The sequence below is a fragment of the Cardiobacterium valvarum genome (genome assembly GCF_900460955.1).
GTDB lineage: Bacteria > Pseudomonadota > Gammaproteobacteria > Cardiobacteriales > Cardiobacteriaceae > Cardiobacterium > Cardiobacterium valvarum.
Map to the genome: position 1 here is coordinate 1772582 of NZ_UFUW01000001.1, position 17159 is coordinate 1789740.

The 17159-nt window shown below is 61.1% G+C and carries 16 protein-coding genes and 1 pseudogene; 9 read left to right on the forward strand and 8 right to left on the reverse strand.

Features of this window, described 5'->3' with window-relative positions; genetic code table 11:
• Nucleotides 1-3: 3 nt before the first annotated feature.
• The 8 genes and pseudogenes from ftsL to surE all read right to left on the reverse strand — a co-directional run bounded on the left by ftsL (nucleotide 4) and on the right by surE (nucleotide 6540).
• Entirely contained in the window at nucleotides 4-261 is a 258-nt protein-coding gene (gene ftsL / locus DY250_RS08630; protein ID WP_245951083.1) for a cell division protein FtsL, read from the reverse strand.
• A 5-nt stretch (nucleotides 262-266) separates the two neighbouring features.
• A complete protein-coding gene (rsmH, locus tag DY250_RS08635) occupies nucleotides 267-1187 on the reverse strand; it encodes a 16S rRNA (cytosine(1402)-N(4))-methyltransferase RsmH (protein ID WP_115611942.1) in 921 nt (306 codons plus the stop codon).
• Nucleotides 1184-1639 carry a division/cell wall cluster transcriptional repressor MraZ gene (mraZ, locus tag DY250_RS08640; protein ID WP_115611943.1) on the reverse strand — a complete coding sequence of 152 codons (456 nt, stop codon included), beginning with the start codon at nucleotides 1637-1639 and terminating at the stop codon, nucleotides 1184-1186. The genes rsmH and mraZ overlap by 4 nt, the downstream gene beginning before the upstream one ends.
• 304 nt (nucleotides 1640-1943) lie before the next feature.
• Nucleotides 1944-2633, reverse strand: a pseudogene (locus tag DY250_RS08645) (SPFH domain-containing protein); the annotation flags it as partial.
• A gap of 187 nt (nucleotides 2634-2820) precedes the next feature.
• The gene (locus DY250_RS08650; RefSeq protein ID WP_115611945.1) at nucleotides 2821-4470 is read right to left on the reverse strand and encodes a peptidoglycan-binding protein; all 1650 of its coding nucleotides are present in this window, start codon (nucleotides 4468-4470) and stop codon (nucleotides 2821-2823) included.
• Nucleotides 4467-5087 (reverse strand): NUDIX domain-containing protein, encoded by a 621-nt coding sequence (locus tag DY250_RS08655; protein WP_115611946.1) that lies wholly within the window; start codon nucleotides 5085-5087, stop codon nucleotides 4467-4469. The genes DY250_RS08650 and DY250_RS08655 overlap by 4 nt, the downstream gene beginning before the upstream one ends.
• Before the next feature lie 8 nt (nucleotides 5088-5095).
• A complete protein-coding gene (locus tag DY250_RS08660; RefSeq protein ID WP_115611947.1) occupies nucleotides 5096-5791 on the reverse strand; it encodes a peptidoglycan DD-metalloendopeptidase family protein in 696 nt (231 codons plus the stop codon).
• Nucleotides 5788-6540 carry a 5'/3'-nucleotidase SurE gene (surE, locus tag DY250_RS08665; protein WP_115611948.1) on the reverse strand — a complete coding sequence of 251 codons (753 nt, stop codon included), beginning with the start codon at nucleotides 6538-6540 and terminating at the stop codon, nucleotides 5788-5790. The genes DY250_RS08660 and surE overlap by 4 nt, the downstream gene beginning before the upstream one ends.
• A 184-nt stretch (nucleotides 6541-6724) precedes the next feature.
• Between surE and alr the strand changes: the two genes are divergently transcribed.
• The 9 genes from alr to DY250_RS08710 all read left to right on the forward strand — a co-directional run bounded on the left by alr (nucleotide 6725) and on the right by DY250_RS08710 (nucleotide 17159).
• Entirely contained in the window at nucleotides 6725-7786 is a 1062-nt protein-coding gene (gene alr / locus DY250_RS08670; RefSeq protein WP_245951084.1) for an alanine racemase, read from the forward strand.
• Nucleotides 7779-9155 carry a DNA repair protein RadA gene (radA, locus tag DY250_RS08675; RefSeq protein WP_115611950.1) on the forward strand — a complete coding sequence of 459 codons (1377 nt, stop codon included), beginning with the start codon at nucleotides 7779-7781 and terminating at the stop codon, nucleotides 9153-9155. Before alr ends, radA begins: the two co-directional genes overlap by 8 nt.
• 17 nt (nucleotides 9156-9172) lie before the next feature.
• Entirely contained in the window at nucleotides 9173-10051 is an 879-nt protein-coding gene (galU, locus tag DY250_RS08680) for a UTP--glucose-1-phosphate uridylyltransferase GalU (RefSeq protein ID WP_006986522.1), read from the forward strand.
• Nucleotides 10052-10157: 106 nt separating this feature from the next.
• A complete protein-coding gene (gene hemH / locus DY250_RS08685; protein ID WP_115611951.1) occupies nucleotides 10158-11147 on the forward strand; it encodes a ferrochelatase in 990 nt (329 codons plus the stop codon).
• Nucleotides 11148-11341: 194 nt separating this feature from the next.
• Complete coding sequence (locus DY250_RS08690) at nucleotides 11342-12208, forward strand: SDR family NAD(P)-dependent oxidoreductase (protein ID WP_115611952.1); 867 nt, start codon at nucleotides 11342-11344, stop codon at nucleotides 12206-12208.
• 219 nt (nucleotides 12209-12427) lie between these two features.
• Nucleotides 12428-13186, forward strand: a complete 759-nt coding sequence (locus DY250_RS08695; protein ID WP_172542303.1) for a MipA/OmpV family protein — start codon at nucleotides 12428-12430, stop codon at nucleotides 13184-13186.
• Nucleotides 13187-13420: 234 nt separating this feature from the next.
• Nucleotides 13421-14578 carry an undecaprenyldiphospho-muramoylpentapeptide beta-N-acetylglucosaminyltransferase gene (gene murG, locus DY250_RS08700; RefSeq protein ID WP_115611954.1) on the forward strand — a complete coding sequence of 386 codons (1158 nt, stop codon included), beginning with the start codon at nucleotides 13421-13423 and terminating at the stop codon, nucleotides 14576-14578.
• Between the two features lie 224 nt (nucleotides 14579-14802).
• Complete coding sequence (murC, locus tag DY250_RS08705) at nucleotides 14803-16242, forward strand: UDP-N-acetylmuramate--L-alanine ligase (RefSeq protein WP_115611955.1); 1440 nt, start codon at nucleotides 14803-14805, stop codon at nucleotides 16240-16242.
• Entirely contained in the window at nucleotides 16239-17159 is a 921-nt protein-coding gene (locus DY250_RS08710; RefSeq protein WP_115611956.1) for a D-alanine--D-alanine ligase, read from the forward strand. The genes murC and DY250_RS08710 overlap by 4 nt, the downstream gene beginning before the upstream one ends.

Sequence of the window (17159 nt, forward strand, 5' to 3'; positions counted from 1 at the left end):
GGTTCAGTCCAGATACACGACTTGCGTCGCTTGCGGCATATGCATGTCCAGTCCGTTTCGCACCGCATGGTCGATGACGCTGTCATCCGCCAGCATCTTCTGTTCAAGCAGGAGTTGCGTCCATTCGGCGTTAATCTGGTCACGCGTCTTTTTCAGCGATTGCACCTCATTGACGAGGTCGCTCTGCTCATGCGCGGACTTTGCCGCCTGCACCCCGCTGAAACACACACCGCCCAGCAGTGTCGCCAGAATTAACATCATGATCTTCATATCTTTACTGCCTTTCTCAGTCTTGCACTGCGACTTCTTGGATTATCCGCCACTTCCCCGGCGGACGGCTTGATTACGGGTGGCACCAGTCGCAGCAAAGGGTTCACCCGGTCATGCGCCGACGGAATTTCCGCCGGCAAAACCGCGCCCTCGCAGGCGCGGATAAAACGTTTGACGAGCGCGTCTTCCAGACCGTGAAAAGTAATCACGGCCAGCACCCCGCCACTGCCCAACAAACCTGTCGCGGCACGCAGGCCGCGCTCAATCTCGCCGACCTCATCATTGACCGCGATGCGGATCGCCTGAAACGTCTGCGTGGCCGGATGGAAACCGGCGCGGTGCAACTTGCGCGGCACAGCGTCGGCAACCACCGCAGCAAGATCCAGTGTCGAATGCAGGCGCGGACGGGCAGCCATCACGGCACGGGCGATGCGGCACGCCACCGTATGCGGTTCGCCGCCCCAGTCGCGGATCACGCGGACAAGCGTCGCCTCATCCGTCGCAACAAGCCAGTCGGCGGCGGTCATGCCGCTCTCATTGTCCATGCGCATATCAAGCGGGCCTTCCTTGTTAAAAGAAAAACCGCGTTCCGCCTGATCGAGTTGCGGGGACGACACGCCGAGATCAAGCAACACGCCATCCAGACTGCCCGCGCCAACCTCGGCAAAAGCTGTCGCCATTTGTGAAAAAGGACAACGGGCGAAAGAAAAACGGGGGTCAGACCAGGCGGCGGCAACAACTGCTGCCTGCGGGTCGCGGTCGAGGGCAAACAAATGACCGTCGGCACCAAGCCGGTCGAGAATGGCACGGCTGTGCCCGCCACGTCCGAAGGTGCCGTCGAGATAACGCCCCGCCGGACGGATAGCGAGCGCATCCACCGCTTCCTGCAGCAACACCGTCGTATGCACACCGTTCATAGCGCCAGCGTCTCCAATGCACCCGTGAGATCCAGACCATCGGCGCGCAACTCATCGGCATCCTGCACATTGATCGCGTCCCACGCCTCCTGCGCCCACAACTCAAACTTGTTGCCCATACCGCTTAACACCACCTTCTTGTCAAGACCGACGCGCTGCCGCAGCGGCGGCGGAATCAGGATGCGGCCGGTCGAATCCAGCTCACACTCGGCGGCATTGCCCATATACAGCCGCTTCAAGCGGCGGATTTGCGGGTCGAAGCTCGGCAGATTGACCAGCTTTTCCTCCACCTTTTCCCATTCCGGCAGCGTGTAAAGCAAAAGCTGCCCTTCCAGCTCGGCGGTGAGAATAAGCCCGCCCGCACTTTCCGCTTCAAATTGCGCCCGTACTTTGGCCGGAACGGATAACCGACCCTTGGTATCAAGCGTAATGTGATAAATCCCGCGAAACATGTGAGTGAGCGATCCTGCACTATTCGTTGCACTTTTTCCCACATTATAAAGTGTTCATGAATTTCAGCAATAAATTCAGGGAGTAATTACAACAAGCGCCTTAAAAAACAGTAAAAATTTTTTCATCTGCCTGTCCTTTTTGGCAGTTTTTATTGGAATGGTGCAAGAAAGTGGGAGAAGCACCCGTACGCTTCTGCCGGGAAGCGCGCACGTATGGCTCAAGGGTTTTGGTCATGTTGCGGCAATAAAAAACCCTGCATAGAGCAGGGTTTGGGTAAATAGGTGTGTATCGCTGTCTGATCGCTTACGACCCTGCGTTAATCGTCGGCTGGCTGCCGCGTTCCGAGCACAGCACCACCAGCAGATTGCCGACGATTGCCGCTTTTTGCGCGTCGTCAAGTTTGACCGTGCCATGCGTCTGCAGCTGCGCCAACGCCGCTTCCACCATGCTGACGGCGCCTGTAACGATGCGGCTGAGTGCGGCGATGACCACGTTGGCCTGCTGCCGTTGCAGCATCGCTTGGGCAATTTCCGGCGTGTAGGCGAGGTGGCTGATGCGTGCATCAAGTACAGCGACGCCCGCATCGACCAGGCGGTCAGTCAATTCGCTTTGTAGATGCGCCGAGATTTCGGCGGCGTGACTGCGCAACGCGAGTTGCCCCTCTTCGTGCTGGTCGTAGGGATAGCTGGTCGCCATTGCGCGCAGCGCCGCTTCGGACTGGATATGCACAAAACTCTCGTAATCATCCACGTTGTACACCGCCTCAGCAGCGCCCTCAACCTGCCAGACGATGACGGCGGCGATTTCAATCGGTGAGCCGTCCAGCTCGTTTACCTTCAAGCGACCACTCTCGAAATTGCGCACGCGCAGCGAAATTTTCTTCTTTTGATACAGCGGGTTGTTCCAGCGCAGACCAGTATCGCGTACCGTGCCGCTGTATTTGCCGAAGAAGCTCAGCACCACCGCCTGATTCGGTTCCAGCTTATAGCAGCCGCTCATAACAAAAATCACCAGAGCCAACAACGGGAAACCGAGGATGATGCTCGCTTCATTTTTTGCATCAATGGACGCGATGAAATAAAAACCGAGGAAAAGCAGTGCCGCAATCAGCACGGGGAGGCCGGAAAATGAAACCTTGGGTTTTTCTGTCATTTATGCTCCTTTGCAAGAAAGCTGGCCGTTATTTGCAGGTGAGCGAGACAACGATTCCGCTGTTGCTGATAACGGCACTGCATTGCCGCCCGTCGCCATCCGGGTAGTACTGCTGGCACCAACCGATGTCAATGCTGCGTCCGCCGACGCTGCAACTGCTGAGGACGCCGCCGCTCGTGCCGAGGCTGAGAATGCCGTTGGCACGGGTGAAGCCTTTGTTGCCACGCGGTTTGGCGGCGGGTCTGCCAGCACTTTGCGCGAGGATGGGATCGCTGGCGGTACGCAGGGCGTTTTGAGCTTCAACGCGGGCTTGGACGGCGCTGCGTGCGGCAGTCTGCGCTTGTTGGCGCGCCTGTTCTTCAGCGCGGCGCGCCGCTTCGGCTTGCTGGCGGGTGCGTTCGGCCTGGGCCGCCGCTGCGGCGCGGCGGGCGGCGCGTTCTTCGTTGAGGCGGCGCTGTTCGGCTTCGCCGGGGTTGGCGTTACTAATGTTTTGCGCCTGAGCACGCAGTTGTTGGGCTTCGCGGGTTGCCGCTTCGGTTTGCTGACGGGCAGCGGCGAGTTCGGCGGCGTTACGCGCAGCGCGTTGTTCGTCTTCAATGCGTTCTTGTTCGGCGATGCGGCGTTCTTCTTCGGCGGCCTCTCTGGCAGCGGCTTCGGCGCGGGCGCGCGCTTCGGCGGCCTTGCGCTGGTTTTCCGCGCTGCGTTGCGCTTCTTCCTGTTGTTGCGCGGCATTTTGCGCGGCAAGACGCGCACGGCGGTCGGCACCTTTGCGTTTGTCGGTTTTTTTGCCCGCTTCGTTTTCGGCCAGCATGAGCTGGTAGATGAGCTGATCGTCTAGATAGCTGCCGCTTTTGGCCATTTTGCGTTCCTGGCGGAAGGCCTGGATGGCGGTGCTGATACCGGTGTTTTTACCGGTTTTGTAGCCGAGGTTTTTCAGGGTGTTTTGCGTCTTTTTGCCAAGTTCCTTGTTGAAGGCGGGTAGCCAGGCAGCATCGATTTTGCCGCTTTGGCTCAGGTGGTTTGCTCTTTGGAAGGCTTTAATGGCTTTGGCGGTGGCGGCAGTCTGTTTGCCGTTCGCCGCACCGGCATCATGGCCGAGGTAGCGCAGGCCGGTTTGCACGAGTTTGACGAGGGCGCTGCTGTATTGGTTTTTCTGCGCGATTTTGTTGGCGACGAGCCAGTCAGTGATGTTCTTGCGACCGTTTAATGTGGCGATGTCGTAAAGCGTGAAGCCGCGCGGGTCGGTTTTTTTCAGGTCGCATTTGTTGTTTTTGTGTTGTTTCAAGGCATCGAGACGACCTTCGGCAGCAGCCTGGAAGACGGCACTTTGTGCTTTGCCGCAGGGGGTTTGCGCGGTTTTGGCCGGTGCGGCTGCTTTGCCGTTTACGGTGGATTTGGCGGTTTTGCTACCTGCGACAGCTTTGCTGTTTTTGCTATTGGCAGCGGGCTTGGCCGCCGGGGCGGTTTTACTGTTTTTGGCGCTACTTTTACCGCTGATGGTGGGTTTGCTGGCGGCTTTATTTGTGTTCTTTGCAGCAGGTTTGCTCGTTTTACCTGCCTTGGCGGTCGCGACAGCTTTGTTGACGGCGGGTTTGGCCGGGGCAGCATCGGTAATGGGAACAGCAAGCGCAAGAATGGTGCTCAGGATGAGGCGGCGGAAGGTGGTGGTGTGGATCATAGGGTTGCCTGTGAATGTTGTTGTGCCGCGAGATGCGGATGGCGCAGCAGGAAAGCCTGCATGGCGATAAGGGTGTTTGCGTTGTCGAGTTTGCCGGCGGCGAGCCAGTCCAGGGCTTCGCGATAGCTGAGGCGGTGCACGGCGATGTCTTCGCCTTCGGCGGCAATACCGCTGTAAGCGACGGTTTGGCTGCTGTCAATCTCGGCGAGGTAGAGGTGAACCCGCCCGGCGCTACCGCCGGGGCTACCGAAGTAGCCGGCAACGTATTCGAGGCGGCGGGCACGGATGCCGATTTCTTCTTCGAGCTCGCGCTGAATGGCGGCTTCGGGGGTAGTGTCTTTTTCGTCCATGAAGCCGGCGACGATTTCGCGCTGCCACGGATTGACGCCTGCCACCATCGCGCCGATACGGAATTGTTCAACGAAGATGAGTTCGCCGCGTTCGGGGTCGTAAGGCAGGGCAGCAACGACGGCGCTGCCCGCCCGACCCAGGCATTCGCGCTCAACCAGCTCGCCCATGCCGCCGCGATAGCGTTCGTAAGCGACGGCGTAGCGACGCACACGGAAGAAGCCGCGATAGGTTTCGGTGTCGTTTTCGACGCGGTAGCGGTAATCCATGCGGTTTCTCAATAGCGGGGGGTAGTGCCGATGTAGGCGTAAGGGTTGACGGATTGACCCTGTTTACGGGTCTCGAAGTGCAGGGCGGGGATGTTTTGCGGGCTGATGCCCATGGTGGCAATTTGCTGGCCGCGCTGCACGCGTTGTTTCTCACTGACCTGAACATCGGCAAGGTAACCGTAAGCGGAGAGGACTTTGTCTTCGTGACGCAGGATGATCATGCGGCCAAAACCGGAGAGGCCGGAGCCGACGTAAGCGACTTCGCCATCGCAGGCAGCGCGGATGGCTTGACCCCGGCTGCCGGTGATTTTCAGCCCCTGCCCACCTGGGGTAGCAGGATCGTATTCGCGCACGACGCGGCCCTGGGTCGGCCAGCTCCAGCCGGGCTGCCCGGCACTGGATATTTGCGGGGTATAGACCGGGGTACGCATGACGCCGCGCGGCGGCTGGGTGTGCAGACGCTGGCCGACGAGGATGCGGTTGGGATCACTGATGCCGTTCCAGCGGGCAAATTCCTGCATATCGAGGCCATAACGCCAGGAGATGCCGAAGAGAGTGTCGCCGGGGCGAACGATGTAGTCGGCACCGGGACGCAACGCGCCACGCTGTCCGTGCAGTTCGGCGGCGGTCGGGCCGTGGCGGTAATGTGTGCCGCAGGCGCTGAGAAGCAGGGCAAACAGGGTAAGGGTGGTGAGGCGTTTCATCGGGCATCCTCCAGCCAGGTGCCAAGATCGTGCAGCTGGTCGTGCGCGGTGAGATCAAATTGCAGCGGCGTGACGGAAACGTAACCGGCCTCAACTGCGTGGAAATCGGTGTTGTCACCTCCCCTGGCGAAATTGCCCGCCGAACCGATCCAGTAGAGGATTTTGTCGCGCGGGTTTTTCGTTTGTTGCAGGGGGCCGGCGGGGTGACGCGCGCCGAGGACGGTGGCGCGGATGCCCTTGATGTCCTTGTAGGGCAAATCGGGGATGTTGATGTTGAGGAAGAGGTTGCGCGGCATGGGACTTTCACTCATGTGACGGTAGAGGTCGGTGGTAATTTTCACGGCGCTGTCAAGGTGGGCTGGGTTGCGTGCCGCGATGGAGACGGCGATGGCGGGCAGGCCGAGGTTGTGTCCTTCGAAAGCGGCGGCGACAGTGCCGGAATAGAGCACGTCTTCGCCCATATTGGCGCCGTGGTTGATGCCGGAAATGACCATATCGGGGCGGGTGTCAAGGTAGCCGGTCAGGGCGAGGTGGACACAGTCGGAAGGGGTGCCGTCCACGCTCCAGATGTTGGCGCCGTGTTCGGTGATACTGAGCGGGCGTTTCAGAGTGAGGGAATGGCTGGCCCCGCTGCAATCGCGGTCAGGGGCGATAACAGCGAGGCGGGTCACTTCATGGTGCAGGGCTTCGGTCAGGCGGCGCAATCCCGGGGCAAGATAGCCGTCGTCGTTGGACAGTAAGAGGAACATGACGCTTCCGGATGGTGAGTTGGGCGCAGTTTATAACGGTGCCCGCCGTGTTTTCAATTGGCGGGGCAGTGGTAAAAATGAGACGCGGCGGGCATGGTTACGCCGTTTCCCGGGAAGTTGCCATCGGTTTTTGCGCTTGAGCAGCGGCGTATAATCCGCGCTTCTTTTTTGTTTGGGGTATGTGATGCGTTCTTTGTGGAAAGAGGTGGATCTCGCGGCGTTGCGGCACAACGTGCGGATGCTGGCCGCGCAGGCGGGGGCGGCACGGGTGATGGCGGTGGTCAAGGCTGATGCCTATGGGCACGGGGTGGCGGCGCTGCTGCCGGTGTTGCGCGAGATGTCCTGTTTTGCTGTCGCCTGCATGGAAGAGGCGCTGGCGTTGCGTGCGCTGGGGCTTGCGCAGCCGGTGCTGTTGCTGGAAGGGGTGTTTGCCGCCGATGAGCTGGATGTGTGCGCCGCCGAGGGGTTTGAGCCGTGGCTGCATGACGGGCGGCAGCTGGAATGGTATCGCCACGCGGCAGCCAAACCCGCCTGCTGGCTGAAGGTCGATAGCGGCATGCACCGCCTGGGGTTCGCGCCAAGCGAGGTGCCGCAAGCGGTGGCGGCGTTACAGGGCCTGCCCTGTCGTGGTCTTGCCACGCATTTTGCCTGCGCCGATGAGGCGGATTTGTCCCACGCCGAGGCACAGTGGCGCGTATTTGACGCGTTGCCGTTGCCGCCCGGCTGGTTGCGCACGGCGGCGAATTCGGCGGCGCTGTTCGCCCTGCCGCAGTCGCGCGCGGATTGGGTGCGGCCCGGTTTGGCGCTGTACGGGATGTCACCGTTTGCCGGCCGCTCAGCGGCGGATTTGGGGCTGCGTCCGGTGCTTGGCCTGCATTCGGCGGTGCTGGCGACGCATTTTGTTACGCGCGGCGAGGGGGCGGGTTATGGCTGCGGTTTTGTCGCCACTGAGGACGGTTATCTGGCGACGATTGCGCTGGGTTATGGTGATGGTTTCCCGCGCGCGATTGCAAGCGGCACGGTGCAGGTGCGTATCGGTGCGGCGGCGTTCCCGCTGGTCGGGCGGGTGGCGATGGATATGGCGCTGGTCTGGCTGGGACGTGAGGCGGTTCCCGTCGGCAGTCCAGTGCTGGTTTTTGGCGACGGGCATCCGGTGGAGATGGTCGCCACGCAGGCAGGGACGATTCCTTATACGCTGACGACGATGTTGTCGCCGCGTGTGCACACGGTGGTGAAAAATGGCTAAGGCGAAGTCGCAGTTTGTCTGCCGCGAGTGCGGCGCGGTCTATCCGAAGTGGCAGGGACAGTGCCGCGATTGTGGTGCCTGGAATGCGCTGGATGAGGAAGCGGTGCAGGCGGCGCCGTCGCGCGGCAGCAAGGGTGGCGGTTATGCGGGTGTGGCTGCCGGCAAGGTGCAGCGGCTGGATGCGGTGGAACTGATTGAGGAGGCGCTCCTGCCCAGCGGCATCAGCGAGTTTGACCGCGTCCTCGGCGGCGGCCTGGTCAGTGGCGGCGTGGTGCTGATTGGTGGCGATCCGGGCATTGGTAAATCGACGTTGTTGTTGCAAACGGTGCATCACATCGCTGCCACGCGCCGCTGTCTGTATGTGAGCGGCGAGGAATCGCCCCGGCAAATCGGGCTGCGCGCCGAGCGGCTAGGTCTGGCGCGCGAGCGGATTTTGTTGTTCAGCGAAACGCAGGTGGAGAAGATTCTGGCAACGGCGCTGGCGGAGCAACCGGAGGTGCTGGTGGTCGATTCGATTCAGACGCTATACAGCGAGGCGCTCTCCGCCGCGCCGGGGGCGGTGAGCCAGTTGCGCGAATGCACGGCGCAGTTGGTGCGTTTTGCCAAGAGCACCGGCACGACGGTATTCCTGATTGGTCATGTGACAAAAGAGGGCTCGATTGCCGGACCGCGCGTACTGGAACACATGGTGGACACGGTGCTGTATTTCGAAAGCGAGGCGGGCAGCCGCTTCCGTATGCTGCGCGCGGTAAAAAACCGCTTCGGGCCGGTGAACGAGCTGGGGATGTTTGCCATGCTGGAAGCTGGCTTGAAGCCGGTCGCCAATCCGTCGGCGATTTTCCTCTCGCGGCCGGACGGGCAGCAGCCTGGCAGCGCGGTGGTACCGGTGTGGGAAGGGACGCGTGCGCTGCTCGTTGAGGTGCAGGCACTGGTGGATGGCGGCGGGGGTGGCTATCCGCGTCGCGTTACCCTGGGACTGGACAGCGGACGGCTGGCCATGCTGCTCGCGGTGCTGCACCGCCACGGCGGGGTCGCCCTGCATGACATGGATGTGTACGTGAATGTTGTCGGCGGCCTGAAAATCAGCGAGACCGCAGCGGATCTGGCGGTGCTGGCAGCGGTCTGGTCCAGTCTGCGCGAACGCGCCCTGCCGCGCGAACTGGTGCTGATGGGCGAGGTGGGGTTATCCGGCGAACTGCGCCCCGTCGCCAACGGTGAAGCGCGCATCAAGGCGGCGCAGCAGCACGGCTTCAAGCAGGTCATCCTGCCCGAAGCTAACCGCCCGCGCGCCTCTGCTACAATGCGCGGCCTGAATATCCACCCGGCCGCGACCCTCGCCGCCGCGCTGGATGTCCTCACATCCCTGTAACAAGAGGTACGAAACACATGAGTGAACCCGTCAAACTCGCAGTCTTCCCCGTTGCCGGATTCGGCACCCGCTTCCTGCCCGCGACCAAGGCCACCCCGAAAGAAATGCTGCCCGTGGTGGACAAACCGCTGATCCAGTACGCCGTCGAAGAAGCCTACGAAGCGGGCATCCGCAACATGATCTTTGTGACCGGACGCAACAAATGGGCGATTACCGAACACTACGATATCGCCTACGAACTCGAAAACGAACTCGAACGGCGCAGCAAAAAAGAATTCCTGCAACTCGTGCGCCGCATCAAGCCGCGCGACATGAGCGTCACCTACATCCGCCAGGAAATGGCGATGGGCCTCGGCCACGCCGTGCTCTGCGCCCAGCCCATCGTGCGTGACCGCCCCTTCGCCATCCTGCTTGCCGATGACCTCGTCATCAACGAAGGCAAATCCGTGATAAAGCAGATGGTGGAAGTCTTTGAAAAACACCAGCAGGGCGTACTTGGCGTGATGGACGTGCCGCGCGAAGACACCAAGCGTTACGGCATCATCACCGAAGGCGCGGCGCTGTCCGAACAAATCGTCACCGTTGACGCCATCGTCGAAAAACCCGAAGCGGCAGAAGCGCCTTCCACCCTCGCCGTCATTGGCCGCTACATCCTGCCGGGCTACATCATGCAGCTCCTGCAAAACACGCCGAAAGGCGCGGGCGGCGAAATCCAGCTCACCGACGCGATCAGTGCGCTGATCAAAGAACGCACCGTGCTCGCCTACCGCTTCGAAGGTAAACGCTACGACTGCGGCGACAAACTCGGCTACCTGGAAGCCAACGTCGAACTCGGCCTGCGCCACCCCGAACTGGGCGAAGGCTTCCGCGAGTATCTGAGAAATCTCGAACTGTAATGGCAGCACCAGGCATCAGGCGGGCTTCCGGCCCGCCATTTTTCTGCCTGACTGACAGCCGCCAAGCGAAACAACCACGCACTATTTCCCCTCACACCGATCCTTTATGACCTCACCAACTGCCGCCGTCCTCCTCATCAACCTCGGCTCGCCCGACGCGCCGACCCGTCAGGCTCTACGCCCCTACCTCAGCGAATTTCTCTCCGACCCGCGCGTCGTTGACCTGCCGCGCTGGAAATGGCTGCCCATCCTGCACGGCATCGTCCTCAACACCCGTCCCCAGCGCAGCGCCCATGCCTACCAGCAAATCTGGCAGGAAGACGGCGCACCGCTGATTACCATCAGTGCGCGGCAGACCGTCGCCCTGCGCCATGCCCTTGCCGCACGCGGGCAGCACATTGCCGTCGAATACGCCATGCGCTATGGTCGCCCCGGCATCGGCGATGCCCTGCAACGCCTCGCTACCGCCAACATCGACAAACTGCTCGTCATCCCGATGTACCCGCAATACAGCGACGCCACCACCGCCAGCGTCTTCGACGGTGTCGCGCAAGCACTCACCAAGCGGCGCGGCATCCCCGAACTGCGCTTCGTGCGCGACTGGCACCGGCACCCCGCTTACATCAACGCCCTGACCGCCAGCATCCGCCGCCACTTCCTCGCCCACGGTCAGGCGGAAAAACTGCTCTTCTCCTACCACGGGGTGCCGGAACGCTACGTCCGCGAAGGTGACCCCTACCGGCAACAGTGCGAAGCAACCACTGCCGCCGTCGCTCAAGCCCTCAACTTGCCCGCCGAACGCTATCAGCTCGTCTATCAGTCCCGCTTCGGCAAAGAAACCTGGCTGCAACCCTACGCCGATGAGACCATCCGCGCACTCGCTGAGGCGTGCTGCGACAGTGTGAGCGTCATCTGCCCCGGCTTTACCGCCGACTGCCTCGAAACCCTGGAAGAAATGGCGATGACCAACCGCGACCTTTTCCTGCAACACGGCGGCAAACACTACGACTACATCCCGGCACTGAACGACGATCCCGCCCACATTGCCCTGCTTGCCGATCTGGTCGCCCAGCACACGCGGGACTGGGTCAGGTGAAGAACGCGCCACAGCACCGCCTGGTGGATCGCGCCAATAGCACCGCCCCGCGCTTTCCCTTACCATGTAGGCGTTTCAAATAGGACTGAGACCAGGCGGCGGGCCAAAGACGGTACAAACTGGTACGGCGAGGCCCGCCAACACCGTATCCATTCTATTTGGGACGACTACAACGCCACCCACCGGACCCCCCCATGGCAGAGAACAAACCCAAAAGCATCCTTATCACCGGCTGTTCCAGCGGCATCGGCTATACGGCGGCGCATATGCTGCACAAACGCGGCTGGCAAGTCTTCGCCAGCGCGCGCGATGCCGCCGCTGTCGAACACCTGAAACAAGAAGGCCTGAACGCGGTGCAGCTCGATTTGAACGAAACCGACAGCATCCGCATGGCGCTGGACTGGGTACTGAAACAGACCGGCGGCACCCTTAATGCCCTTTTCAATAACGGTGCCTTTGCCATCCCCGCCGCCCTCGAAGACCTGAGCCGTGTCGCGCTCGCCTACCAAATTGATACCGGCCTGCTTGGCTGGCATGAACTCACCATGGCCGTGTTGCCCGTCATGCGCGCGCAGGGACATGGCCGCATCGTTAACACCGGCTCAGTGATGGGACTCTCGGCCATGCGCTTTCGCGGCGCCTACTGCACCACCAAACACGCACTCGAAGGCTGGAGCGACGTACTGCGCCTCGAACTCGCCGGCACAGGGATTTACGTCAGCCTGCTTGAAGCCGGCCCGATCAAAACGGCCTTTCGCGGCAACTCCTTCCAGCAATTCAAACAGTGGATCGACATCGAAAACAGCCCGCACAAAGAGCGCTACCTCGTCATGCAAAACCGTCTGCAAAGCGACAAACCGATCCCTTTCACCCTGCCGCCGGAAGCCGTCGTCGCAAAACTCATCCACGCGATCGAATCACCACGTCCGAAAGCGCGCTACTACATCACCGCCCTCACTTGGCTGATGGCGGGTGCCAAACGCCTGCTGCCAACCTTCCTCATGGACAAATTCATCCTCTGGCTGGCCACGCGCGAAAGCAAACGTTACCAGAACAGCTAACCTTCACCCCCGCCCGCAGCAGCGGGCTTTTTCATGTGCCGCTGGTAAAAACGCAACAATCGTCCGCCGCTCTCTCTTACCCTACCCGCATGAACTCACACGACAAATACCGTTTCCGCAGCTCCTTGCACTATCTGCACAGCCACGACAAGCGGTGTAATATCCCGTTACCGCCGACGAATGGCGGCACACCCCTTCAGCCCAATATCAGGAGACACCATGAACCACACCAAACCCGCACTCCTTGCCCTGCTGGCCCTAGCTGTCAGCGCCCATGCCAATGAAGAGAGCGACAGCCATTTCAGCCTCGGCATCGGTGCCGGCTACAACAGCGGCGTGTACAAAGACTACGACAGCAGCCGCTGGGGTGCAGTACCGCTGCTGCACTACGAAGACCAGCACTTCTACTTCGACGGCGGCTCAGCCGGTGTCAAACTCTACAACAGCGAAAACCAGGCTCTCACCTTGGGTGCGGGGTTCAGCGGCAACGAATTCAAACCGAACCGTAGCCGCGACGCCCGCCTGCAACAACTGGACAAACGCAAAGCGGGCGTCAGCGCCAACCTCAATTACAGCCTCGACACCGGCTATGGCAGCCTGCAAACCGGCATCTCGCAAGACATCTCCGGCAAGAGCAAAGGCACACAAATAGATGCGCAATACGGCTATACCTGGGAAGTAAGCCCGCAATTTGCCATCACCCCGGCCGTAGGTGCGACCTATGCCAGCAAAAAATATAACCAGTACTACTACGGCGTGAGCGCACAGGAAGCGGCGCGCAGCGGCTTGTCCGCCTATAACGCCAAAGGCGGCATCAATCCTTATATTGACCTCAGCGCGCAATACCAAATCAGCCCGCACATCAGCACCTTCGTCGGCGCGCGCGCCGAACAACTTTCCGGCGCAGTCAAAGACAGCCCGATGACCGATAAAAAAACCGAATACAGCGGCATGGTCGGCGCGACTTACAACTTCTGACAATTCCTGCTCTTCACTACCGCGTGGGTACCGCTGCAAACAATGCCAAGCGGGATAACCACGCGGTTTTTTCATGAGCAGCATGTGTCCGGCAAAAGCAGCCGGGCGGTTTTTTTTTGTGCACTACGCTGTTACGCGGGATAATTGCGCGGTTTTTTTCGCGCGTACCGGTTGCCACCGCTAACTTGTCCGCGCCGATGACTGGTTTCTACTCACACATTTTCGAGAGTTTTCATGCCTATTGCCGCAAGTGTTTTGAATGTTCTGGACGCGCTTGATCCCGCCCGCTGGCAGGGCAAGCGGGTGTTGATGATGGCCGGTGGCACCGGCGGGCACGTATTTCCCGCCCTCGCTGTGGCCAGTGCCGCCCGCGATTTGGGCGCCGAGGTGCATTGGCTCGGTAATGCCAAGGGGTTTGAGGGGCAGAAGGTACCTGCTGCGGGTTTTGTTTTGCATGACATCGCGGTACGCGGGCTGCGTGGCAAGGGTCTGCCCGGCTGGTTGCAGGCGCCGTTTATGCTCGCTCGCGCGTTTTGGCGGGCAAACGCGGTGTTGCGTCGTCTGCGTCCTGATGTGGTCATCGGCATGGGCGGGTTTGCTTCCGGCCCCGGCGGTCTGGTGGCGCACTGGCGGCGGGTGCCGCTGGTGGTGCATGAGCAGAATGCGGTGGCGGGGCTGACTAACCGCCGTCTGGCACGGGTCGCCAATCGGGTGCTGCTCGCTGATGGCCGTGCGGCAGCGGGGATGGGGCTGGCCGGGGGGCAGTTTGTGGTCACGGGTAATCCGGTACGCCCTGAGATCGCTGCAATGCCTGTGCCTGCGCAGCGTTTTTTGGGGCATCGCGGGCCGGTCCGTTTGCTGGTGCTGGGTGGTTCGCAGGGGGCGAAGGCGCTGAATGCGCTGCTGCCGCAGGCACTCTCGCTGTTGCCGGTCGAGTCCCGTCCCGCTGTCACGCATCAGGTCGGCGAGCGCTGGCTGGATGAGGCGCGCGCGGCGTATGCGGCAGCGGGTGTCGAGGCCGAGGTGGTGCCGTTTATTGTGGATATGGCGGCGGCCTATAGTGCGGCGGATTGGGTGATTGCCCGTTCGGGTGCGCTCACGGTCGCCGAGGTCGCCTCTGCCGGGCTGGCAGCGCTGTTTGTGCCGTTCCCGTTTGCGGTTGATGATCATCAGACGGCAAATGCGCAAGCGCTGGTGGATGCCGGCGCAGCGGTGGTGGTACAGCAGCGGGATTTGTCGGCGGAGTCACTGGCCGGGCTGATTGCTGCCCGTCAGGATCGCGGTGCGCTGTTGATGCAGGCTGACCGCGCCCGCAGCCGTTCGCATGCGAAGGCGCTGGGACGGATTCTGGCCGAGGTTGAAACGCTGCTGGCGGGCAAGGCGGCGCGCTAGTTTTTTGTTATGTTGGCTCTTTTTCTCGCTGGCGCGGGGCTTCCCCGCCCTGCCCTCCCCCGCAAGCGGGAGAGGTTTTTTCGCGTGGTTGTCCCGCTTGGCGGGGGCTATCCGGATGTTTTTTCTTTCTCGCCATGCGGGTTTTCTGTTTCCCCCAACTCCTCTTCACGGGGTTTTGTCGCGGGGTTTGTTTTTAACTCACTTTTCAGGTTCAGGTTTTTCAGATGAGTGCTGATATTCATTTTGGGCGGATTGAACGCCGCCAGATGCGTCGTGTGCGTAATGTGTTTTTTGTCGGGATCGGCGGGGTCGGCATGAGTGCCATCGCCGAGGTGCTGATTACGCTGGGTTATGCGGTAAGCGGTTCGGATTTGAAACCGTCCGCCAATACGGAGCGTTTGCAGGCAAAGGGCGCCACGGTGTTTTTCGGCCATAGTGCGGAGAATGTGGGTGATGCGTCGGTGGTGGTGACGTCATCGGCGATTGATCCGGCGAATCCTGAGGTGCTGCACGCGCGCGAGCTGGGGATTCCGGTCATCCGCCGTGCCGAGATGCTGGCCGAGTTGATGCGTTTCCGTTTCGGGATTGCGGTCGCGGGTACGCACGGCAAGACAACGACGACGAGTTTGATTGCCTCCATCCTCGCCGATGCCGGGCTGGACCCGACGTTTGTCATCGGCGGGGTGCTGACGGCAGCGGGCAGTAATGCGCGCCTGGGCGACGGGCAGTATTTGGTCGCGGAGGCGGATGAGTCGGATGCGTCGTTTTTGTTTTTGCAGCCGATGATTTCGGTGGTAACGAATATTGATGCGGATCATCTGGAGAATTACGGCGGCAGTTTCGATAATTTGAAGCAGGGTTTTGTGCGCTTTTTGCACAATTTGCCGTTCTACGGGCTGGCGGTGATGTGTGTGGATGATGAGGGGGTGCGTTCGGTGTTGTCCGAGGTCGGGCGGCCGGTGCGCACGTATGGTTTTTCGGAGCAGGCGGATTTGCGCGCGGTGAATGTGCGTCAGGTCGGCCTGGATATGCTGTTTGATGTAGTCGATAAGGCGCGCGGCGAGACGTTCCCGCTGTCGCTATCCATGCCCGGCAAGCATAATGTGCTGAACGCGCTCGCGGCGCTGATTGTGTGCAGCGAGTTGGGGTTGCCGCATGAGGATATTGTCGCCGGGCTGCGCCAGTTCAAGGGCGTCGGGCGGCGCTTTACGTATCACGGCGTGATTGCGCATGAGCACGGCACGGCCGAGGTGTTCGAGGATTATGGGCATCATCCGAACGAGATTCGCGCGGTGCTGGCAGCGGCGAAGGAAGGCTTTGCCGGACGGCGGATTTTTGCGGTGTTCCAGCCGCACCGTTTCACCCGCACCCGCGATTGTCTGGATGATTTTGCCGAGGTGCTGGCGAATTGTGAGGCGCTGGTGCTCACGGATGTGTACAGTGCGGGCGAGGCGCCGATTGCTGGTGCGGACAGCAGGGCGCTGGCGCGCGCCATCCGCGCGCATGGCAAGGTCGAGCCGGTGCTGATTGCCGACAAGGGCGCAATTAATCAGCACTTGTACGATAATTTGTTGCAAGACGGTGATGTCGTGATTTATTTCGGCGCGGGCGATATTGGCCGCGTCGCCAAAGATATGGTTATGGAACATGGGGTAACGCAATGAGTATGGATTTTGGCAAGGTCGCTGTCCTGTATGGCGGGATGTCGGCGGAACGCGAGGTATCGCTGGTCAGCGGTGCAGCGGTGCACGAGGCGCTGTGTGCGGCAGGCGTGGATGCGCATTTGGTGGATACGCTGGATAGGCAGGCGCTGTTTTCTTTGCGGGAACGCGGTTTTGCGCGCGCTTTTGTGATTTTGCACGGGCGCGGCGGCGAGGACGGACAGACGCAGGCGATTCTGGATGCGTTAGCCATTCCCTACACAGGCGCGGGCGTCGCCGCTTGCGCGATTGCCATGGATAAGGTGTTGACCAAGCGGCTGTGGGCGGCGGACGGGCTGCCGGTGCAGCCGGATATGGTGATTGACGGGTCGACGTCGTTCGACGCGCTGGTCACCCGCTTGGGCGCGTCGTCGTTTGCGGTCAAACCCGCGCTGGAAGGCTCAAGCGTCGGCATCAGCCGCGTATCCGGTCAGGAGGATTTGGCCGCGGCGTATGCCAAGGCGGGCGGCGCCAGCGAGAAGGTCATGGCGGAACCGTGGGTGGCTGGCCGTGAGCTGACCTGCGCCATCATCGGCGACGAGGCCCTGCCGGTGGTGGAAATCCGCCCCGCCAACAGTCATCAGTTCTACGATTATGACGCCAAGTACCGCGACGACAACACCCGCTATCTCTGCCCTGCCCCGCTGGATGCGGCGTTAAGCGGGGAAATTCAGGCGCTCACCAGGCGTGCGTTTGCCAGCATCGGCGCGAAAGGCTGGGCACGCGTCGATTTTATTCTCAATGAAGCGAACCGCCCGTGGCTGCTGGAAATCAATATGGCGCCCGGCATGACCTCGCATTCGCTGGTGCCGCTGGCGGGCAAGGCGGCGGGACTCGATTTTCAGGCGGTCGTGCTGAAAATCCTCGCGCAGACGTTGTAA